Source organism: Flavobacterium sp. N1994 (genome assembly GCF_025947145.1).
Lineage (GTDB): Bacteria > Bacteroidota > Bacteroidia > Flavobacteriales > Flavobacteriaceae > Flavobacterium.
Genome location: NZ_CP109999.1, coordinates 1971029 through 1991906, shown reverse-complemented (window position 1 = coordinate 1991906; position 20878 = coordinate 1971029). Strand labels below are relative to the sequence as shown.

18 protein-coding genes, 1 tRNA gene and 1 pseudogene are annotated in these 20878 nt (G+C 35.1%); 12 read left to right on the top strand and 8 right to left on the bottom strand.

Features of this window, described 5'->3' with window-relative positions; translation table 11 throughout:
* Nucleotides 1-181 precede the first annotated feature (181 nt).
* Nucleotides 182-1174 carry a tRNA dihydrouridine synthase DusB gene (dusB, locus tag OLM53_RS08865; RefSeq protein ID WP_264519872.1) on the top strand — a complete coding sequence of 331 codons (993 nt, stop codon included), beginning with the start codon at nucleotides 182-184 and terminating at the stop codon, nucleotides 1172-1174.
* Here the strand turns inward: dusB and OLM53_RS08860 are convergent.
* Both OLM53_RS08860 and rbfA read right to left on the bottom strand, forming a co-directional pair.
* Nucleotides 1171-2370 (bottom strand): ABC transporter permease, encoded by a 1200-nt coding sequence (locus OLM53_RS08860; RefSeq protein WP_264519871.1) that lies wholly within the window; start codon nucleotides 2368-2370, stop codon nucleotides 1171-1173. The two genes, dusB and OLM53_RS08860, sit on opposite strands and share 4 nt — an antisense overlap.
* A 2-nt stretch (nucleotides 2371-2372) precedes the next feature.
* On the bottom strand, nucleotides 2373-2765 hold the full coding sequence (rbfA, locus tag OLM53_RS08855) for a 30S ribosome-binding factor RbfA (RefSeq protein WP_264519870.1): 393 nt from the start codon (nucleotides 2763-2765) through the stop codon (nucleotides 2373-2375).
* Between the two features lie 164 nt (nucleotides 2766-2929).
* On the opposite strand from rbfA, the gene mce reads away from it, so the two are divergent.
* The 3 genes from mce to OLM53_RS08840 all read left to right on the top strand — a co-directional run bounded on the left by mce (nucleotide 2930) and on the right by OLM53_RS08840 (nucleotide 3886).
* Nucleotides 2930-3337, top strand: coding sequence for a methylmalonyl-CoA epimerase (gene mce / locus OLM53_RS08850; protein ID WP_264519869.1), 408 nt, complete (start codon nucleotides 2930-2932; stop codon nucleotides 3335-3337).
* Between the two features lie 44 nt (nucleotides 3338-3381).
* Nucleotides 3382-3455: transfer RNA gene (locus OLM53_RS08845), tRNA-Ile, on the top strand.
* 212 nt (nucleotides 3456-3667) lie between these two features.
* Complete coding sequence (locus OLM53_RS08840) at nucleotides 3668-3886, top strand: hypothetical protein (RefSeq protein WP_264519868.1); 219 nt, start codon at nucleotides 3668-3670, stop codon at nucleotides 3884-3886.
* Between the two features lie 38 nt (nucleotides 3887-3924).
* Here OLM53_RS08840 and OLM53_RS08835 read toward each other — a convergent pair whose 3' ends face one another.
* Nucleotides 3925-4515, bottom strand: coding sequence for a riboflavin synthase (locus OLM53_RS08835; protein WP_264519867.1), 591 nt, complete (start codon nucleotides 4513-4515; stop codon nucleotides 3925-3927).
* A gap of 60 nt (nucleotides 4516-4575) precedes the next feature.
* Between OLM53_RS08835 and pdxA the strand changes: the two genes are divergently transcribed.
* The 6 genes from pdxA (at nucleotide 4576) to accC (ending at nucleotide 9549) form a co-directional block, all read left to right on the top strand.
* Complete coding sequence (gene pdxA, locus OLM53_RS08830; protein ID WP_264519866.1) at nucleotides 4576-5622, top strand: 4-hydroxythreonine-4-phosphate dehydrogenase PdxA; 1047 nt, start codon at nucleotides 4576-4578, stop codon at nucleotides 5620-5622.
* An 84-nt stretch (nucleotides 5623-5706) separates the two neighbouring features.
* Nucleotides 5707-6249, top strand: a complete 543-nt coding sequence (locus OLM53_RS08825; protein WP_264519865.1) for a YceD family protein — start codon at nucleotides 5707-5709, stop codon at nucleotides 6247-6249.
* Between the two features lie 9 nt (nucleotides 6250-6258).
* Nucleotides 6259-6453, top strand: coding sequence for a 50S ribosomal protein L32 (gene rpmF, locus OLM53_RS08820; protein WP_121312109.1), 195 nt, complete (start codon nucleotides 6259-6261; stop codon nucleotides 6451-6453).
* Nucleotides 6454-6610: 157 nt separating this feature from the next.
* Nucleotides 6611-7609 carry a beta-ketoacyl-ACP synthase III gene (locus OLM53_RS08815; RefSeq protein ID WP_264519864.1) on the top strand — a complete coding sequence of 333 codons (999 nt, stop codon included), beginning with the start codon at nucleotides 6611-6613 and terminating at the stop codon, nucleotides 7607-7609.
* 23 nt (nucleotides 7610-7632) lie between these two features.
* The gene (gene accB, locus OLM53_RS08810) at nucleotides 7633-8109 is read left to right on the top strand and encodes an acetyl-CoA carboxylase biotin carboxyl carrier protein (RefSeq protein WP_264519863.1); all 477 of its coding nucleotides are present in this window, start codon (nucleotides 7633-7635) and stop codon (nucleotides 8107-8109) included.
* A gap of 93 nt (nucleotides 8110-8202) precedes the next feature.
* Complete coding sequence (gene accC / locus OLM53_RS08805; RefSeq protein WP_264519862.1) at nucleotides 8203-9549, top strand: acetyl-CoA carboxylase biotin carboxylase subunit; 1347 nt, start codon at nucleotides 8203-8205, stop codon at nucleotides 9547-9549.
* 93 nt (nucleotides 9550-9642) lie between these two features.
* On the opposite strand, the gene OLM53_RS08800 is transcribed toward accC, so the two are convergent.
* The 3 genes from OLM53_RS08800 to OLM53_RS08790 form a co-directional block, all read right to left on the bottom strand.
* Nucleotides 9643-9993, bottom strand: a complete 351-nt coding sequence (locus OLM53_RS08800; protein ID WP_264519861.1) for a helix-turn-helix domain-containing protein — start codon at nucleotides 9991-9993, stop codon at nucleotides 9643-9645.
* Nucleotides 9994-10584: 591 nt separating this feature from the next.
* Nucleotides 10585-12492, bottom strand: coding sequence for an alpha/beta hydrolase family protein (locus tag OLM53_RS08795; RefSeq protein WP_264519860.1), 1908 nt, complete (start codon nucleotides 12490-12492; stop codon nucleotides 10585-10587).
* Nucleotides 12493-12588: 96 nt separating this feature from the next.
* Nucleotides 12589-16053, bottom strand: a complete 3465-nt coding sequence (locus OLM53_RS08790) for a reprolysin-like metallopeptidase (protein ID WP_264519859.1) — start codon at nucleotides 16051-16053, stop codon at nucleotides 12589-12591.
* Between the two features lie 219 nt (nucleotides 16054-16272).
* On the opposite strand from OLM53_RS08790, the pseudogene OLM53_RS08785 reads away from it, so the two are divergent.
* Both OLM53_RS08785 and mtgA read left to right on the top strand, forming a co-directional pair.
* Nucleotides 16273-17387, top strand: a pseudogene (locus OLM53_RS08785) (NAD(P)/FAD-dependent oxidoreductase).
* Between the two features lie 3 nt (nucleotides 17388-17390).
* Nucleotides 17391-18071 carry a monofunctional biosynthetic peptidoglycan transglycosylase gene (mtgA, locus tag OLM53_RS08780; protein WP_264519858.1) on the top strand — a complete coding sequence of 227 codons (681 nt, stop codon included), beginning with the start codon at nucleotides 17391-17393 and terminating at the stop codon, nucleotides 18069-18071.
* A gap of 51 nt (nucleotides 18072-18122) precedes the next feature.
* On the opposite strand, the gene OLM53_RS08775 is transcribed toward mtgA, so the two are convergent.
* Both OLM53_RS08775 and OLM53_RS08770 read right to left on the bottom strand, forming a co-directional pair.
* Entirely contained in the window at nucleotides 18123-18503 is a 381-nt protein-coding gene (locus OLM53_RS08775) for a DoxX protein (protein WP_264519857.1), read from the bottom strand.
* A gap of 126 nt (nucleotides 18504-18629) precedes the next feature.
* Entirely contained in the window at nucleotides 18630-20837 is a 2208-nt protein-coding gene (locus OLM53_RS08770; protein ID WP_264519856.1) for a TonB-dependent receptor, read from the bottom strand.
* Between the last annotated feature and the right edge of the window lie 41 nt (nucleotides 20838-20878).

Genomic DNA, 20878 nt, shown 5'->3' with positions numbered 1-20878 from the left:
GTAAACTTAATATTGTCTTTTTGGAAACATGTAATGCTTCGCATTTCATCTTCTGTATCTGTCAATTTTTGGGCAAAAACGCTCTCGTATTTAATCGGCAAATATAACGCAAAGTTTTGATTTAAAAGTCTTGGAAGCCGAAACCAACAAAAATTAGTATTTTTGCCAAAAATTATAGCTAATGCCCAAAATAGGCAACATCATATTACCGGATTTTCCTTTGTTACTTGCACCTATGGAAGACGTGAGCGATCCGCCATTTCGTAGACTGTGTAAATTACATGGTGCTGACTTGATGTACTCGGAATTTATTTCATCAGAAGGACTAATTCGCGATGCGATGAAAAGCCGAATGAAGTTGGATATTTTCGATTACGAAAGGCCTGTCGGAATTCAAATTTTTGGTGGTGATGAAGAAGCAATGGAGATGTCTTCTCGAATAGTTGATGCCGTTCAGCCTGACTTAGTTGATATTAATTTTGGTTGCCCCGTAAAAAAAGTGGTTTGTAAAGGAGCCGGCGCTGGAGTTTTGAAAGATGTAGATTTGATGGTTCGATTGACCAAAGCCGTTATCAAAGGAACTAATCTTCCAGTAACTGTAAAAACGCGATTGGGTTGGGATGAAAATTCCATCAATGTTGATGAGGTTGCCGAAAGATTACAAGATATAGGAGTACAAGCGTTAACCGTTCATGCTAGAACTCGCGCCCAAATGTATAAAGGTCATTCGGATTGGTCACACATTGCCCGAGTAAAAAATAATCCCAGAATTACAATGCCTATTTTTGGAAACGGAGATATTGATTCTCCAGAAAAAGCATTGGAATACAAGAATAAATTCGGTTTAGACGGAATGATGATTGGTCGTGCTGCCATTGGCTATCCGTGGATTTTTAACGAAATCAAACATTACTTCAAAACGGGGGAACATTTACCTGCACCTACAATGCTTGACCGAGTGGAAGCGGCAAGAAATCATTTAACTTGGTCAATGGATTGGAAAGGAGAACGTGTTGGAATTGTAGAAATGCGCCGTCATTATACCAATTATTTCAAAAATGTGCATTCCTTTAAAGAATACAAACAAAGATTAGTAACCACGGATGACGCAGAAGGGTTATTCAAAATTTTGAATGAAATTCAAGAAGTGTACGCAGATTATCAGTTTGTTTAATCCAACAGTTTTTTGGTCACTCTAGAACTAGCAATCCAGCTAGAAATAAAGCCAAGTGTTACTATCGTTCCGAAAACTATCAACACATTCTGAATACTAAAAACAACCGGATAAGCTAATGATGGCGTAATCATAACTAGTTTGTAATGTTGTTGTAGTAACACGATGATTATTCCCAAAAACAACCCAATAACTCCACCAATTACGGTCAATAAACTACCTTGTAAAAGGAATATTTTCTTTAAATCTTTGATTTCAGAACCTAAATTGAACAGCGTTTTTAAATTGCTTTTTTTATCCAAAACCATCATAATCAAAGCGCCAATTAAGTTGAAAAGCGCAATGATAATCACCAAAGTAAAAATTAAATACACAGCAATATTCTCAGTGTTCAACATCTTATAAAGCGTAGCATTTAATTGGGCTCGTGTTTTAACTTCAACTTTATTTTGGAAAATAGTATTCAGTTTCGAAATGATTTGGGATTCATCTGAATTAGGTTTTAACTTAATTTCGATACCAGAAAGTTGATTAGGTTTCAGTTCTAGTAATTCTTGTGCCAATGATAAGTCTGCAAACACATATTTACTATCCAAATCCTCACTGATGGCATAAATCCCAATCGGAATCAAATCTGATTTATAAAAAGCTTCCGCTTCACTTTCAATAACACCTTTGCCTTTTCTAGGAACATATACTTCGAAAGGATTGTTAAAGTCAAAAAGACCCATGGATAATTTATCTGCAATCCCATAGCCTACAACAACCTGATAACTATTGGGTTTCAACCATTGGCCATTGTAAATATTCTTTACAACCACATTAGTTTTAGTGAAATTACTATCGACACCTTTTAAATAAGTAACCAATTCTTTTCCTTTAAAAAAGAAAAGTGCACGTTCTTCAACAACTTTACTGTAGGAAGCAATACCAACTGTATTTTTGATTTCTTTTTCCTGATTAGGAGAGATGAAGAATGTTTTTCCAGATACAGGATTGATTTTTAAATCGGGATCAAAGTCATTAGAGAAAGACAAACTAAAATCACGTAAGCCGCTAAAAACGGACAATACCACAAACAAAGCCATGGCGCCAACAATTATACCAACCGAAGCAATACCCGTAATAATATTGATAGCATTGTTTTTACTTTTGCTAAAAAGGTATCGTTTGGCTATATAAAGCGGGAAGTTCAACTTTAAAATTTCTTGCGTTTGTCTAAAAGGTCACGATTCTCAATTGGGTTTTCTTTACCTGCTAAGGCATTATCAATCTTTTCTATATAATCCAAAGAGTCATCAATATAGAAAGCTAAATTCGGCACTTTACGCAATTGCAATTTAACACGTTGAGATAAATCGTGCTTAATCAAGGGCATATTCGATTTAACTGCGGCTAAAATTTCGGCAGCTTTTTCTTGTGGAAAGACACTCAAATAAACGCGAGCCACACCCAAATCAGTAGTAACACTCACTTTAGAAACGGAAATTACCAAGTTTGTCAATCCGTTTTTGCGTATTTCTCCTTGAAGAATATCTACTAAATCCTTTTGCAATACACTGCCAATTTTTTTCTGTCTGTTCGTTTCCATGCTGCAAAAATACAATTTTAAATTTTTATAATGCTTAGTAGCGAAAGTTTTGGCACTTCAGTAATCCATATTCCTGCTGTCCGCTCTACTTCGGTGCCGCTCCCATCAGGGCTAAAGGAGAAACCATTTGAATTTTTGTTACCTTTGTAGTTCAATTGAAAGTCATGAGAAAAATAGAACATATTGGCATTGCTGTAAAAAATTTAAAGGATTCAAATTTACTTTTTGAAAAACTATTTGGAAACCCACCCTACAAAGAAGAAGAAGTGGCTAGCGAAGGAGTAAAAACATCTTTTTTTATTAATGGTCCAAACAAAATCGAGCTCCTTGAAGCAACGAATCCAGAAAGTCCTATTGCAAAATTCCTTGAAAAGAAAGGTGAAGGCATTCACCACATCGCTTTTGATGTTGAGAATATTTTAGAAGAAATGGACAGGTTAAAAAAAGAAGGCTTTATTATTTTAAACGAAACTCCTAAAAAAGGAGCAGACAATAAACTAGTTGCTTTTTTACATCCAAAAGGGACAAATGGCGTTTTGATTGAACTTTGTCAAGAAATCCCATCAAAATAGTTGCAATGAACAAAAAATAGTGCTAATATTGCAACCTCAAAACTGGTCCTATAGCTCAGTTGGTTAGAGCACCTGACTCATAATCAGGTGGTCCTTGGTTCGAGCCCAAGTGGGACCACATTACAAAGACCTCTCTTTTGAGGTCTTTGTTGTTTTTGAAAATAAAAACCAAAGAATTAAAAACACCGTTAATAGGATAAAGTTTGTTTTTTAATAAATGGGCAATACCACTTTAGGAATAGTGCTTTTAATCATTAATTTTGAGTTAAGTTGTCGATTATATTTATATTTAGTTTTGACGATTAGTTTTTTTTTATACTTTTACGCACTATGAAAATTGTCCCGAATAGAATTATTATTATTCTGGTTGTGTTTTTCTTGCAACAAACTAATGTTTTTGCAGCTTCAGGACCGCCGCCACCATCATCACCACCGCCTCCTCCAGGATTACCGTTGGACGCAGGTTTGTTTTTGTTGGTGATAGCTTCGTTGTGCTATGGCATTTACAAATTAAACAGAATAAAAAACATAAAAAAAGCTTCAAATTAATTTGAAGCTTTTCCTTTTTATAAACGTTATCTAATCCTTTATTGTTTCAAAGCATAGAGTCTAGCAACGTATTTTCCCACAACGTCAAATTCTAAATTAATTTTTGTGCCTTTACTAAAAGTGCTGAAGTTTGTGTGTTCGTATGTATATGGAATGATGGCAACACTAAACTCATTTGCTTTAGAATTGACAACTGTCAAGCTTACACCATTTACTGTTATAGAACCTTTTTCAATAGTAATGTTATTTAATTTACTGTCGTATTCAAAAGTAAAGTACCAACTTCCGTTAGCTTCCTCAATAGATTTGCAAATACCAAATTGATCTACATGACCTTGAACAATGTGTCCGTCAAGACGGTCGCCAAGTTTCATAGCACGTTCTAAATTAACAATGTCACCAATTTTCCAATCGGCTAAATTTGTTTTTTCAATAGTTTCTCGGATCGCAGTTACCGTATATTCGTCATTATTTATGGCGACTACAGTAAGACAAACTCCATTATGTGCCACACTTTGGTCAATTTTTAATTCGTTGGTTATAGTTGAAGAGAGTGTTATATGTAGATTATCATTGTCCTTTTTTAAATCTTTTATTATTCCAAGGGTTTCGATTATTCCTGTAAACATTGTGGTTTTATTTTACTAAATTTGCACTTCAAAATTAGCAATAAATAACTTGTTCTTCTTATGAAAAAAGCAGAAAATATCATTGTCGGAATTTCTATCGGTGATTTGAACGGAATTGGCAGTGAAGTAGTTCTAAAGACTTTTAATGACTCTAGAATGTTAGAACTTTGTACGCCTGTTATTTTTGCTAACGTTAAAGTAATGTCTTTTATAAAAAAGACTTTGGAATTTGAAACTCCGTTACATGGTATTGACCAACTCGACCAAGTGGTTCTTGGTAAAGTCAACGTGCTTAATATTTGGAAAGAAGGAGTAGATTTAAATTTCGGAAAGAACGATGATGCTGTTGGTAAATACGCCATTAAATCATTTGTGGCAGCAACAAAAGCATTGAAAGAAAATAAAATAGATGTTTTAGTTACGGCTCCTATTAATAAATATAATATTCAATCAGAAGAATTTAAATTTCCTGGGCATACTGATTATTTGGACAAAGAACTTGAAGGAAATGCTTTGATGCTAATGGTTCAGGATAATTTAAGAATTGGACTTTTAACGGATCATGTTCCTGTGAATGAAGTAGCCAAACATTTGACAGAAAAGTTAATCTTCCAAAAAATAGAAACCATTAAACATAGTTTGATTCAGGATTTTGGCATTAACAAACCCAAAATTGCCGTTTTATCTTTGAATCCACATGCTGGAGACAATGGTATTATTGGCAAGGAAGATGATGAAATAGTAAAACCAGCATTAAAGAAATTATTTGAAAAGGGAACCTTAGTTTTTGGCCCTTATGCCGCGGATGGATTTTTTGGTAGTGGGCAATATGAAAAATATGACGCGGTTATTGCCACTTATCATGATCAAGGATTAATTCCGTTTAAGACCTTATCTTTTGGAAATGGTGTAAACTACACGGCGGGATTAAATAAAATAAGAACTTCACCAGATCATGGAACTGCTTATGAAATTGCTGGAAAAGGAATTGCTGATTATAATTCGTTTAAAGAAGCGGTTTACTTAGCGATTGATATTTATAATTCAAGAAATGAGTATCAAGAAATAAGCAAAAACCCACTGAAAACCAAAGAAAAACAGTTATAAACAAAAAAATGTTTATAACGCTTTTGGAATTGCAATAATTTTATATCTTTGCACACCCTAATTGGGGCTCAAATTGTTGTTTAGATGAAAAGTATGAATGAATATTTAATTCCTTTTATAGGATTAAAATTAGGAAAGCATCAGTTTGAATTTAAAATAAGCAAAAAGTTCTTTGACGAATTTAGTTTTGATGAATTCGAAAGTTGTGATGTAACAGTTAATGTTGTCTTGGAAAAGAAGACTACCATGTTGGAAATCAACTTTAAACATACTGGAACAGTGAACGTTCCGTGTGATTTAACTGGAGAGCCATTTGATTTGCCAATTAAAGGTAAAATAAAATTGGTGGTTCAGTTTGGTGACGAATTCAATAATGATAATGACGAATTATTGATACTGCCACATGGTGAACATCAAATTGATTTGTCTCAATACATTTATGAAATGATTGTATTATCAGTTCCACATAAAAGAGTTCATCCTGGCGTGAAAGACGGAACTTTACAAACAGAAGCATTGAAAAAACTGAATGAGTTACAAGTCAAAGAAATAAAAGAAGAAGAAAAAAAAGAAGATGATATTGACCCACGTTGGGACAAATTAAAACAACTATTAACGGATAAATAATATAGTAAAATGGCACATCCTAAGAGAAAAATCTCCAAAACAAGAAGAGATAAAAGAAGAACTCATTATAAAGCAACTGTTGCTCAAATTGCGACTTGTCCTGTAACAGGTGAAGCGCATTTATACCACAGAGCTTACTGGCATGAAGGTAAAATGTATTACAGAGGACAAGTAGTTATTGATAAATCAGTAGCTGTTGCCTAATTAAAGTTTTTTTACAAAACAAACTCTCACTTTGTGGGAGTTTTTTGTTTTAAGAAATTTAATAAATATCCCCTCCTAATTAAGTTAGGTTTAAATTTTTTTTGTAATTTCCACAACTTTTCGTTTTGAAAAAAACGACTAGAAAAATACCACTTTTATGACTACAATTACAGCCGCAATAACCGCAGTTGGAGCCTATGTTCCAGAATTTGTACTCTCAAATCAAGTACTGGAAACCATGGTTGATACCAATGACGAATGGATTACCACTCGTACAGGAATCAAAGAAAGAAGACTTTTAAAAGAAAAAGGAAAAGGCACTTCTTTTATGGCTATCAAAGCCGCTCAAGATTTAATTTCTAAAGCCAATATCAACCCTGCTGAAATAGACTTAGTCATTATGGCCACTGCTACGCCAGATATGCCTGTAGCTGCTACGGGAGTTTATGTGGCTTCTCAAATAGGTGCAGTAAATGCTTTTGCCTATGACTTGCAAGCTGCTTGTTCTAGTTTTCTTTACGGAATGTCAAATGCTGCTGCTTATATTCAATCTGGGAGATACAAAAAAGTATTGTTGATTGGGGCTGATAAAATGTCTTCTATTATCGATTATACGGATAGAGCTACTTGTATCATCTTTGGAGATGGAGCAGGAGCTGTTTTATTTGAGCCTAATACTGAAGGTCTTGGATTGCAAGATGAGTTTTTAAGAAGTGACGGAATTGGTAGAGAGTATCTTAAAATAGATGCTGGTGGATCGATACTTCCTCCTTCTGCTGAAACGGTTGCTAATGGGCAACACTTTGTTTTTCAAGATGGTAAAACCGTTTTTAAATATGCAGTTTCAGGAATGGCTGATGTGAGTGAGAAAATCATGGAACGTAACAATCTTACTAAAGATGATGTGAATTGGTTAATTGCCCACCAAGCAAATAAAAGAATCATTGATGCTACTGCCAGTAGAATGGGACTGGATGAAAATAAAGTATTGGTAAACATCCATAGATATGGAAATACTACCTCAGCAACATTGCCTTTGTTGTTGAGTGATTTTGAAGATAAACTTAAAAAAGGAGATAATTTAATTTTTGCAGCATTTGGTGGTGGATTCACGTGGGGTTCTATCTACTTGAAATGGGCATACAACAAACAATAAAACTAATCTAAAACTAACTAATTATGGATTTAAAAGAAATTCAAAACCTAATCAAATTTGTATCCAATTCTGGAGTTGCAGAAGTGAAATTAGAAACGGGCGATATAAAGATTACCATCAGAACTACATTAGAAGGTAACTCTCACGATATAACTTATGTACAACAAGCACCAATGCAACAAGCTATAGCTGCTCCTGCTGCTGCTCCAGTTGCTGCCGCTCCGGTTACTGCTGCTCCTACTGCTGATGATAATTCAAAATATGTTACTATAAAATCACCGATGATTGGAACGTTCTATCGTAAACCATCACCAGACAAACCTGTTTTTGTTGAAGTGGGTAGTACTATTGGTAAAGGAGATGTTCTTTGTGTGGTTGAGGCTATGAAATTATTTAACGAAATTGAAGCTGAAATTTCCGGAAAAATCGTTAAAATTTTGGTTGATGATATGTCACCAGTAGAGTTTGATCAACCTTTATTCTTAGTTGACCCTTCATAATTATTTTAAATTTTAAATTTTGAATTATGAATTTCTTCATAATTCAATTAAATCATTTAAAATTTATAATTTATAATTTAAAATAATCATAAGATGTTTAAAAAAATATTAATTGCCAATAGAGGAGAAATAGCGCTTCGCGTTATTAGAACTTGTCGTGAAATGGGCATTAAAACCGTAGCGGTTTATTCTACAGCGGATGCTGAGAGTTTGCACGTTAAATTTGCTGACGAAGCGGTTTGTATTGGTCCTCCTCCAAGTAATCTTTCTTATTTAAAGATGTCAAATATCATAGCGGCTGCTGAAATTACTAATGCAGATGCTATTCATCCTGGCTATGGTTTTCTATCTGAAAATGCTAAGTTTTCTAAAATTTGTCAAGAGCATGGTATCAAATTTATTGGTGCTTCGCCTGAGATGATTGATAGAATGGGAGATAAAGCTTCGGCAAAAGCTACTATGAAAGCTGCTGGAGTTCCGTGTGTTCCTGGTTCTGAAGGTTTATTAGAATCATTTGAAGAAGCCCAAAGACTTTCTAAAGAGATGGGTTATCCTGTGATGTTGAAAGCAACAGCTGGTGGTGGTGGAAAAGGAATGCGTGCGGTTTGGAAAGAAGAGGATTTACTCAAAGCTTGGGAAGGTGCTCGTCAAGAATCGGCGGCTGCTTTTGGGAATGATGGGATGTATTTAGAGAAATTGATTGAAGAGCCTCGTCATATTGAAATACAAGTAGTGGGTGATTCTTATGGAAAAGCTTGTCACTTATCAGAAAGAGATTGTTCTGTTCAACGTCGTCATCAAAAATTGACTGAGGAGACTCCGTCTCCTTTTATGACTGATGAATTGCGTCACAAGATGGGTGAAGCTGCAGTTAAAGCGGCAGAATTTATTAAATATGAAGGCGCTGGAACGGTGGAGTTCTTAGTGGATAAGCATAGAAATTTCTATTTTATGGAGATGAATACGCGTATCCAAGTGGAGCATCCTATTACGGAGCAAGTTATTGATTATGATTTGATTCGCGAGCAGATATTAGTGGCGGCTGGAGTGCCTATTTCGGGTAAAAATTATTTACCACAGTTGCACTCGATTGAATGTCGTATTAATGCTGAGGATCCTTATAATGATTTTCGTCCTTCGCCAGGTAAGATTACGGTTTTGCATGCGCCAGGAGGTCATGGAGTGCGTTTAGATACTCACGTTTACGCGGGTTATACGATTCCGCCAAACTATGACTCTATGATTGCTAAGTTGATTACTACAGCACAAACTAGAGAAGAAGCTATCAATAAGATGAAGCGTGCTTTGGATGAGTTTTACATTGAAGGTGTTAAAACTACGATTCCGTTTCACAGACAGTTGATGGATGAACCAGATTATGTGGCTGGAAATTATACTACGAAATTTATGGAGAGTTTTAAGATGAACGATCCGGAATAAATAGGAAGCCCTGCTGAGAAGCGGGGCTTTTTTTATATAGGTTCTCGATACCATTTGTACTTCGTAAAAACCACTCGAACTGACGGTTTTACTTTATTCTTCTTTGGAGTTTTTAACAGACTCTGCAAATTCTTTTAGTTTTTCGAGCGGTATTGTTTTGAGCAGTTGCTGTAAATTGACATCGTTAGTTTTTTGGATTAGTTTATTTAGCGGATGGTTTTTGGCTAGTTTGTTAGTGTTGTCTGGTTTGTATGCAAATAGGTCGCTAGGTTCACAGTGCAGTGCTTCGCATATCTTCTCAATGTGGTCCATTCGGATGGATCGCGAATACCCTTTTACAATATCACTGGCAGTGTGTGGAGATATACCCACTTTGACTAAAAAGGAATATGGTCTTTCGATTTGGCGGACCTTACATACTTCGGTAATGTTTAGGAATAGCATGATGATTAGTTTTAGTGTTATTTGATTGTTTGAGAAATATCAAATTGTGTGCCAAATTGTTGAAAGGCTTTTATAAAGAGGGAATAAAGTTGTATTAACTAACATTAATTATTTAAAAAAACGTACTGTTTTTGAATAAATTAGTAGTGAGCTTGTATACTATAGTAATTTTTATTTACAAACTAGTAGTGAGGAGTAACAGTTATGAAATTTTTTATAATGAACTAGAATTTGTTGTATTAAAACTTGAAATTAAATTGTATAAACTCGAATGTAAATTAGCAAAATAAGAATGATTGAAGGTTCTTGATTCCATTTTGACTTTGTCAAAATCACTCGAACTGAAGGATATACTTATAATAGAAACAAAAAGCCCAACTTATGATTGAGTTGGGCTTTTTGTAGTTTATTTTATATCATCCCTACGGGATTTTTGTGATTTGATGGATTGTTTTTCTACCGATATTTAATCCCTAACGGGATTTTAAAACCGAATGTCCACCGGACATTACCTCTTACTATCAAATCTAACGGGATTGTAAAACCGAATTTCCGTTATCCTCTTACTATCAAAACTAATGGGATTGCTTATTATAAAGTTTCTTTCAACCATTTGTAAAACTCGCGTTGCCACACTATGGCGTTTTGAGGTTTTAGTACCCAGTGGTTTTCTTCGGGTAAGTAAAGTAGACGACTTTTTATGCCGCGTAGTTGAGCTGCTTGGAAGGCTTCTTGCGCTTGTCCTATTGGCACACGGTAATCTTTACCTCCTTGTACGATAAGGATTGGCGTGTTCCATTTGTCTACGAAGTTGATAGGATTGAATTGGTTGTATGCTTTTTGGGCCACCGTATTATTTTTATCCCAATAATTGCCACCGAAATCCCAGTTGTTGAAGAACACTTCTTCTGTAGTTCCGAACATGCTTTGTGTGTTGAATACACCGTCATGAGCGATAAAAGTTTTGAAACGGTTGTTGTGGATTCCGGCAAGATAGAATACAGAATATCCACCATAGCTTGCGCCAACACATCCTAAACGAGCTTTATCTACATAGTTTTCTTTGGCCACATCATCAATAGCGGAAAGGTAATCGTTCATTACTTGTCCGCCCCAGTCTTTAGAGATTTGTTCGTTCCATTCTTGACCATGTCCGTACATTCCTCTTCTGTTAGGAGCTACTACAATATAGCCTTGAGAAGCCATTAAAGAGAAATTCCAACGGAAAGAGTAGAACTGTGTTAAAGGAGATTGAGGTCCGCCTTGGCAATATAATAGGGTTGGATATTTTTTGGTTTTATCAAAATTAGGAGGTAGAATGACCCACACTAACATTTTTTTACCATCGGTAGTGTTTACGTATCTTCTCTCGAATTTTGGTAAGTTTAATTTGGCGTAGAACTCGTCATTGGTTTTGGTTAATTGCGTGAATGCTTTTTTCTTTTGGTTATAGGCATAAATTTCTGCGGCATGATTCATATCGGTTCTTGAAATGATGATATTATCTCCAGAGAAACCTACTATATCATGTGCATCAAAATCACCATTGGTTACTTGTTTTACGGTAACGGCTATTTTGGTTAGGCCTGGGAAATTTACTTCAAATACTTGTAGCGTTCCGTCAACGGCTGCCGTAAAATATACTTTTTTACCGTCGGGACTCCATTTAAAACTTTCTACAGAACCATCCCAGTTAGCAGTTAGATTCATGTTCATTCCTTTGAAACTAACGATGATGTCGTTTTTATCCGCTTCGTAGCCATCGCGTTTCATTTGTAACCAGGTTAAATCGCCATTTGGAGAAAAGGCAGGATTAGTATCATAACCAGGATTGTTTTCGGTTAGATTTTTTGTGGTTTTTGTTTCGATATTGTATTCATACAAATCGGTATTCGTAGAGATTGCATAGGCAGTACCGAATTTCTTTTTGGAAACATAGATTATGCTTTTACTGTTGGGAGACCAAATATAATCTTCATCGCCGCCAAAAGGTTTTTGAGGAGCATCGTATGGTTCCCCTTTCATGATGTCTACAGGCTCAGCATTCTGTTTGTTGATAGCGAAGAAAACATGGTTATGCGTTCCGTTATTCCAGGTATCCCAGTGGCGGTAATCTAGTCCGTCGTAGATTTGAGCTTCTGATTTGTCTAATTCGGGATAAAAATCTTTTCCTAATACGTTTTCGGTTTTCACTTCTTGATTGGAAAGGATATATTTTCCGTCAGGGGAAACGTTTTTATCGTTTAGTAATTCTTTGGTTTGTTCTTCTTTAACTTCTACTGCAGTTCCGCCAGTTACGGGTATAGTATAGAATTTGGAATTCGATTTATTTTCTTCTACGGAAGGAGATGCTACTTTGTAGACAATAGATTTTCCGTCTTTAGAAATTCCGAGAGGAGATACTCTGCCAATTTTCCATAATCCTTCTGGAGATAAAACTTGTTGTGCTGATGCGGTTATGCTCATTGTACTAATGATTAATAAAAGGAGTTTTTTCATTTTGGTATGATAATTTATTGAAGGTCTAAAAGTAGCAAAATTAATTAACAAAAAAAGCCATACTGAAAAGTATGGCTTTTAAGTTTTTATAAAAAATTATTCTTTGATAAAACGTTTTGTTGTAGATGAAGATCCGTTAGATACTTCGATTAAGAACGTTCCTGTTTTTAATCCACCCACGTAAATTGCATCATTTTCAATTTTACCATTTCCTAATTCTTGCCCCATCATATTGAAGATTCTGTAAGTTGAAGGAGCTTCAAGATTAGAGATGTTTAACATATCTCCTTTTACAGGATTAGGATAAAGATTGAATGAAATTCCAGTGTTAGCAGTTTCATCAATTCTAGCAGTAGCTGTGATGTTTACTGTATAATCTTCTACTTGACCGTAAGTGATAGACTGACAAGAAGAAGTAGGAGTGGCATTGTAACTCATTTGTACTCTCATTCTTGTTGCCCCTAAAGTAGCGGTAGTTGGAATAGTAAATGTTCCGCTTACAGGAGTTGTTGTAGAAGCCGCTTTTGTCCAAACTTTTTCTCCAGCATCAGTGAATACACCATTTCCGTTGTAGTCAATCCAAACAGCATATCCTTCTTTGTATACTGTGCTAGTCCATGTTGGTGTAATTGTGATAGTGTAAGCAGTACCTCTAACGGCATTTGTTGAAAGCGCTGTGAAATTTTCATAACCTGCAGTTCCTGTTGAAGTATTGCTAATGGTTCCGAAAACCACTTTTCCGATTCTTTCATCCGTAGTGATACTTGATGTAGAAGCACAATAGGTTACTGTATTAGCAAGAGTTGTTACACTTACTGAGTTACTATCTGGAGAAGCATTTCCTGCAGCATCTTTAGCTCTTACTGTGAAAGTGTAAGCTGTAGAAGCAGTTAAGCCAGTTACAGCATAAGAAGCCGTTGTAGTTGAAGCTAAGAAAACGCCACCTTTATATACGTCATATCCAGTTACGGCTACGTTATCAGTAGCACCAGTCCAAGAAAGATTAGTTGTAGTTGCAGTAGTTCCAGAAGCTGATAATGTTGGTGTCGTTGGTACCGTTGTATCAGGAGTTAAGGTGGTTACTGTAACGGTATTACTTGCTAGAGAAATATTTCCAGCAGCATCTTTAGCTTGTACATAGAATGTATAAGCTGTAGAAGATGACAATCCAGTTACTGTAAGTGTAGTTGAAGTAGTTGAAGTTTTTAATACTCCACCTTGGTATACGTCATATCCAGTTACTGCAACGTTATCCGTAGCACCTGACCAAGATAAAACGGTAGAAGTTAAAGTAGTTCCAGAAGCTGATAATGTAGGAGCTGTTGGAGCTGTTGTATCAGGAGCAGGAGCTAATGTAGTTACACTAACTGCGTTACTTGCAGCTGAAGCATTACCTGCAGCATCTTTAGCTTTAACTGTGAAAACATAAGTAGTAGTATTAGCTAAACCAGAGACAACAAAAGATGTTGAAGCAGTTGATCCTAATAAAACACCATCTTTATATACATCATAACTTGTAACGGCTACGTTATCAGTAGCACCAGACCAAGATAAATTTGTTGTAGTTTGAGTAGTTCCTGAAGCAGATAAAGTTGGAGCAGTTGGAGCTACTGTATCAGTTGAACCAGCTGTAATTGTGAAGTTAGCATTAGAAACGTCAAAGAAAATATGATTTGTTCCTTTTACCATGATTCTGTTTGTTGTTCCAGGAGTATTTGGAATAGTAACTGCTTCTGTTCCGTCATTTGGAGTAGCCGCTAATAAAGTAGACCAAGTATTTCCTGCATCAGTAGATAAAAGAATATCAACATTAGCGCAGTTTACGCCGTTTGCCGTTGTCCCTGCTACAGCCCAAGTTACTGTTTGAGAACTTCCTCCAGCATAAGAAACAGCAGTATTTGGAGAAGTTACGCTAAAAGGTCCAGCAGTTGCATTAACAGTAACAATCATATCGTCACTATTATTAGCAGGTCCACCAGCGTGATTATCACGAACGGTTACTCTAAAGTTTAATGTTCTAGCTACAGATGGTAGAGCTTCTACAGTAAGTTCAGTTCCAGCTGTTGTTGTTGCTCCTGTTAAAACGGAAGCCATTCTTGGGAAATATCTCGTTGGAGAAGCTGAAGAATTATAAGATCTGAAATCTACTCCAGTTGTTTTAGTAGCACTTGGTGCAGCAGAAGTAGTTTGGTTGTCCATTTCTTCCCAGTTATAGGTAAGAGCGTCTCCATTAGCATCAGTAGCAGAAGCTGTTAGCATGAATGGAGTACTTTTAGGGATAGTATAATCTAAACCTGCGTTTGCTGTTGGAATAGCATTTCCAGTAGCAATGTTTATCGAGCAAGTTTTGGCTTTAATGTTGTTAGTTACTTGTTGGATACTAACGGCGTGGAAAAATGGATCCGAGTGAGGTTGAACGTCTAATGAAGTAATACCAGCATATCCCATGATAGTTGATCCTGAGCCTGGTTCCATTTGAACACCACTTCCTTCATTACTGTGAGTGAAAGTATGGTTAGCACCCATTTGGTGACCCATTTCGTGCGCTACGTAATCAATATCGAAATTATCTCCAGAAGGGATTCCATCTGCAGGAGAAGTGATCCCACTTCCTTTTGAACCGTTTACACAGATACAACCGATACAGCCTGCATTTCCACCACCACCAGAAGCACCGAATAAGTGACCGATATCGTAGTTAGCTTCTCCAATGACAGAAGTTAGTGTTGATTGTAATTGTGAATTCCAACTTGACATACTAGCTGCTGCTGAATATGGATCTGTTGAGGCATTAGTATAAATCACTAAATCGGTATTTGCTATAAGAACCAAACGTGCTCCGAAATCATTTTCAAAAACGCCATTACATCTTGTTAGGGAATTATTGATTGCTGCTAAGGCTAATGCTTTAGTTCCACCAAAATAAGTAGTGTATTCTCCAGTACAAGACATCGCTAAACGGAATGTTCTCATTAATGCATCGTCAGCATTTGGTCTTGCAGTACTAGCATTTACTTGTGGAGTAGCTACGTCTATAACGCTACACTCAAAACGAGTAAGTGATTGTGCTTTATCTGATTTTCTATAAACAGTGTAAGTTCCTAAATCAGCAGAAATAGGCTCGATAAAAACAGCAGATTTATCACCAGAAATTACCATAGATTTGAAACCTAATGGAGAAACACTAAAATAAGCTTTAGCTGTTGGGTTATCAATTCCGATTCCGATGTAAGATTTAATTTCAGGATATCTTGCAGCTAACGCAGGATCCATATTGGAATTTTCATAAACACGATAATTTTCTAAAACACCTTCAGCATTTGGAATAGAAAAGATGGTGTTTGATTTGGAGGTTGCCATTCTAGATGGTACATTACTTAAGCTTGCCTTTAAGCTTAGAAGGTCTAAGTTAAAAAGGTTTTTTTCTGGAAGTTGCATTCTTGATTCAAGAGCAACCATGTTACTCTTTTTTGTAGTAGCAGTCCACACTGAGCTTTTGTTCTGTGCAAAAGAAAAACTTGAGGCCACTAACAAAGTAACAATGAGTAATTTAAATTTCATAATAATTATTGGTTTTGTTAAAAATAGTGCACCAAAAATAAAATTATTTTTGTCATTTCATCAAGTTATTTGCTAAAACTATCAACAAATAAACAAACAATGGTGTTAGACATTATAATATCAATATAAAATAAGTATAATTCGTATTAAAATAATAAATATTTTAAATTTTGTTCTAAGTATTATCTGAAAAAAATTAATTTTAAAAAAAATAACAGCATGAATCTTAGTTATTGGGAACTCAAAAATTGGTTTACGAATATTGATTTTACTATTGTTGGAAGTGGAATTGTAGGGTTACATTGTGCTTTGGCATTAAGAGAGCGTTTCCCAAATAGTAAAATACTGGTTTTAGAAAGAGGAATGTTGCCTCAAGGGGCTAGTACAAAAAATGCCGGTTTTGCTTGTTTTGGAAGTATTTCGGAAATACTAGATGATTTAAAATCGCACAGCGAAGAAGAGGTTGTTCAACTAATCCAAAAGCGTTGGGATGGTTTGCAATTGTTGCGTAAAAATCTTGGGGATCATGCTATCGATTTAAAGCCTTATGGTGGTTATGAATTGTTTCTAAAGAATGATGAAAGTACTTACACAGATTGTTTACAAAAGCTACCTTATATTAATGACTTACTAAGACCACTTTTTAAGAATGATGTTTTTGCTAAAAAAGCAGATAGTTTTGGCTTTCAAGGCCTACAGGAATATACTATTTTTAATCCTTTTGAAGCCCATATTGATACTGGAAAAATGATGAATGCTTTGTTGCAAAAAGCCTTTGCAAACGATATTCTAATTCTGAATCAAGTTGAAGTTACTGCCTTTCATGACAAAAATGAGAGCGTAGAAGTTGGGTTTTCTGATTTTAGTTTTGATACAAAAAAACTATTCTTTGCTACCAATGGTTTTGCAGAGGAGCTTACCAAAAATAGAGTAAAACCAGCAAGAGCTCAAGTATTGATTACAGAGCCCATACTAGATCTGAAGATTAAGGGAACTTTCCACATAGACAAAGGGTATTATTATTTTAGGAATATTGATGATAGAATTTTATTAGGTGGTGGAAGAAACTTAGCCTTTGAAACGGAAACTACTACAGAACTTGGTCAAACAGAATTAATTCAAAATCGTTTGGAGGAATTGTTAAAAGAAGTAATTTTACCCAATACCGAATTTAAAATTGCTCACCGTTGGAGTGGTATTATGGGGTTAGGTTCGACAAAAAAACCTATCGTTGAACAATTATCTAAAAATGTTTATTGTGGCGTTAGATTAGGGGGATGGGGGTTGCTATAGGCAGTTTAATAGGTCAAGAACTAGCAGATTTAGTTAAATAAATTATGATAAGAAAAATTTTTCGTTGGATTTGGAAAGCGATGCTTTGGTTTTTTGGACTTTCCATTTTATCGGTGATTCTATTCAAATGGGTTCCCATTCCGTTTACACCTTTGATGATTACAAGGATTATTGAATTTAAACTAGATGGTGATGTTGCTATTTATAGTCACAAGTGGGTTCCGCTTGAAGAAATCTCTCCGAATTTGCAAAAAGCAGTGATTGCTAGTGAAGATGGAAACTTTTTAAAACACAGTGGTTTTGATTTTAAAGCCATGCAAAAAGCATTTAAAAATAATAGTAAAGGGAAGAAGCTTAAAGGAGGAAGTACCATTTCGCAGCAAACTGCCAAAAATGTTTTCTTGTGGCAAGGCAGAAGTTACATCCGTAAAGGATTAGAAGCCTACTTTACTGTTTTGATCGAACTAATATGGGGCAAAGAACGCATTATGGAAGTGTATCTTAATAGCATAGAAATGGGGAATGGAGTTTATGGTGCACAGGAAGCGTCAAGGCATTGGTATAGTAAAACGGCAATAGATTTAACGCCAAGAGAGGCGGCTGGTATTGCGGCTATTTTACCAAATCCAAGAAAATTTCAGGCATCCAACTCTTCTCCTTATATAAATAATAGGAAAGATAAAATCATGAAAGTGATGCGGCATCTAGGAAAAATAAAATATTAAAAAAAAGCCGTCTCAATAATTGGGACGGCTTTTTTATTTTAAAAAATATTTTTAATAAAATAAAGGCTTGTATTGTTGCCAATGTTTAAATATTAAAATAGTATTAAAGACCATTACCAAAAGGGCAACCGATAATCCAGGGATGTCTAAAAATAAATGGAATAGTAAAATATTAATGGATATTGGCGCTAATAATATTAAAGCAAAAGCAACCCATTTTTTTAATAATAACATTACACCAATAAGGACTTCTAATGCCCCAACAACTGGAAAAATGTAACCAGTTGCACCAAGTGAATTCATGAATTGTCCAGCAGCAGTAGTGCCATCTGGTTGATCCATTGGGATAAAATGATGAATCATATTAGCTCCAAAAACAACTAAAGCTAATCCTAAAGCTAATCTAACGATTTTCGTAAACATTGAATTCATATAAGTTGATTTTTAATTAGTAATAACGTAAAAATAGGACAAATTATTTACATTAAAAACACTTTATTGTTTAAAATTTTGTTGTAATTATAAACAATGAATAAATTTTTTAGAAATTAATCAATTTTAGATAGTAAAGGTTACCCCCAAAACAATATTCCTACCAATATTAGGAATTCCATCCGATTTTAATCTAGATAAGTGAGAAACATAGGTTTTATCAAATAAATTATTGGTATTCAAATTAATGTTGAATGTTGTTTTGTTGATCGTAATTTTTCCGCCTAAACCTATATTAATTATAGTGTAATCATTAGTTCGAGTTTCAAATTCACTGTTGTTGTTTTGAGCAAAAGTGCTTTCGATGTTAAGTGTAGCAAAACCTTCTTTCCACCAATTTTTGATGTTGAACTCACCCCGTAAATTGTTGTTCCATTTATTGGCAGGAATTAAAGGTAAATTACTGCCATCATCTTTTTTACCAATGACAGTTTCAAAACTACTAGTTAAATGCAACCAATCTAATGGATGAGGATGAAAATGAATGCCTGCTTCGCCACCATATAATTTTGCATTGGCTTGAACATAATCGTATACATTGTTGCCATCAATGATATTTCCATTGGGAGATATAAAAATGTAATTGTTGATGTGATTATAAAAACCATTGGCAAATAATTCAAAATGAGAACTTTTGTATTCCAAATTCAAATCGGTTTGTAAATTCTGTTCGTTTTTTAAGTTGGAATTTCCAATTTCGTAACGATTACTACCTTCATGAACTCCGTTGGAAGTTAATTCAGCTAAATTCGGCGCTCTAAAACCAGAAGCGATATTCAAGCGGAGAGTAAAATCATCTGCCAAATTGGTTTTGTAACCTAACGAAGCATTAAAACTATTAAAACTTTTATCAATGGCTTCAAAATAACCTTCTTGACCAACTATTCCATAGGTTTCAGAAGCAACTTTTCTATTGTCAAAACGCAATCCCGCTTGTAAAACATTTTTTCCGAATTCATAATTGGCTGTCCCAAAAACTCCGAAATCATTTGTAGTAGCGTCAGGAATAAGTAATTCTTCTCCCGAATTAGTGTTGGTTTGATGCATTCCTTGAAGACCAACGATAGTTTCTATTTTTCCCAATTTTGGCAAATAGTATTTCAAATCATAGTTTACTGTTCTTAATTTCATGTGTAAAGAAGCTACATTGCTGTCTTCAAATTCACTTCGATCATTAAAAATATAACCTAAGTCGGCATCGAGTTTTGAGTTTTTGAAATAAAAATTATTGTGCAGACTTAAAATATGATTGTTCACTGCTTGTTTAGGATAAACCGTAGAATGGTTTGTAGATTGTTCACCTATTCCGTTTTCTGGAATTCCTAAATCTAATCGATTAAAATTGTATCGCAACACACTAGAAAAACTAGAGTTGCTATACCCAATCCCAGTTTTCAAATCGGTTTCATTGTAGCGTGTATTGGTCACTCTGTCACCATCGGGTATTTGATAATCAGCATGAGTGTTGAAGCTTCCTCGCGCTAAAAATTTCCAGTTTTCGGTTGATGTTTTTAATCCTAACGAGGTATTGCTTCCTAGAGTATTAGAAAAAACACGTTGACTGAAATCAGCTTTAAATTCTTGCGGATTAGCAAATTTTTCTGGATTGAAATACAAAACACCACCGAGAGCATCAGAGCCATAAAGTAAAGAAGCTGGCCCTTTAATCACTTCTACACTTTCTACACCAGCATCATTCAACCCTAATCCGTGTTCTTCACCAAATTGTTGGTTTTCCAATCGCACCCCTTGTGAATAGACCAATACACGGTTGCCACTTAATCCCCGAATTACTGGTTTCCCAATGGATGTTCCAGTAGAAACTTGAGAAACTCCTGGAATTGTTGCTAAGCCTTCAATTAGTGTTGCTGCTCCTTTTTGTTGCAGCGATTTGACGCTTTGGTGTTCCACTTTCATGACGTTTTGCGATTGCAATTTGTTGAAAGCAGTCGAAACTATCACTTCATCCATGTGGACAATATTGTCTTCTAACGTAATGTTTTGGGTACTTTCTTTTTCTGAAATAGCGATAGAAAGTATTTTGGTGGAATAGCCTACTAACGAATAGACAGTTTTAAAAGAACCATTCGGTAAATTGTCTAAAGTATATTTTCCATCCGAATCTGAGATAGTTTCTTTATGAATTTCGGGGATGACAATTATAACATTTGATAAGGGTTTGTTCTCTTTATCAGAAATAATTCCAGAGATTTTGTTTTGTGCTGTCATAAAGCAGGAGCACCCTAATACTAAGGCGACATAAAATAATTTCATGTTTTTCGATTTTAATTATTGTAAAAATTTTTAGCCAAAAG

Coding starts and splice junctions, on each gene's coding strand:
- dusB (WP_264519872.1), top strand. CDS start 182: ATGCCCAAAATAGGCAACATCATATTACCGGATTTTCCTTTGTTACTT.
- rbfA (WP_264519870.1), bottom strand. CDS start 2,765: ATGGAAACGAACAGACAGAAAAAAATTGGCAGTGTATTGCAAAAGGAT.
- mce (WP_264519869.1), top strand. CDS start 2,930: ATGAGAAAAATAGAACATATTGGCATTGCTGTAAAAAATTTAAAGGAT.
- OLM53_RS08840 (WP_264519868.1), top strand. CDS start 3,668: ATGAAAATTGTCCCGAATAGAATTATTATTATTCTGGTTGTGTTTTTC.
- OLM53_RS08835 (WP_264519867.1), bottom strand. CDS start 4,515: ATGTTTACAGGAATAATCGAAACCCTTGGAATAATAAAAGATTTAAAA.
- pdxA (WP_264519866.1), top strand. CDS start 4,576: ATGAAAAAAGCAGAAAATATCATTGTCGGAATTTCTATCGGTGATTTG.
- OLM53_RS08825 (WP_264519865.1), top strand. CDS start 5,707: ATGAAAAGTATGAATGAATATTTAATTCCTTTTATAGGATTAAAATTA.
- rpmF (WP_121312109.1), top strand. CDS start 6,259: ATGGCACATCCTAAGAGAAAAATCTCCAAAACAAGAAGAGATAAAAGA.
- OLM53_RS08815 (WP_264519864.1), top strand. CDS start 6,611: ATGACTACAATTACAGCCGCAATAACCGCAGTTGGAGCCTATGTTCCA.
- accB (WP_264519863.1), top strand. CDS start 7,633: ATGGATTTAAAAGAAATTCAAAACCTAATCAAATTTGTATCCAATTCT.
- accC (WP_264519862.1), top strand. CDS start 8,203: ATGTTTAAAAAAATATTAATTGCCAATAGAGGAGAAATAGCGCTTCGC.
- OLM53_RS08800 (WP_264519861.1), bottom strand. CDS start 9,993: ATGCTATTCCTAAACATTACCGAAGTATGTAAGGTCCGCCAAATCGAA.
- OLM53_RS08795 (WP_264519860.1), bottom strand. CDS start 12,492: ATGAAAAAACTCCTTTTATTAATCATTAGTACAATGAGCATAACCGCA.
- OLM53_RS08790 (WP_264519859.1), bottom strand. CDS start 16,053: ATGAAATTTAAATTACTCATTGTTACTTTGTTAGTGGCCTCAAGTTTT.
- mtgA (WP_264519858.1), top strand. CDS start 17,391: ATGATAAGAAAAATTTTTCGTTGGATTTGGAAAGCGATGCTTTGGTTT.
- OLM53_RS08775 (WP_264519857.1), bottom strand. CDS start 18,503: ATGAATTCAATGTTTACGAAAATCGTTAGATTAGCTTTAGGATTAGCT.
- OLM53_RS08770 (WP_264519856.1), bottom strand. CDS start 20,837: ATGAAATTATTTTATGTCGCCTTAGTATTAGGGTGCTCCTGCTTTATG.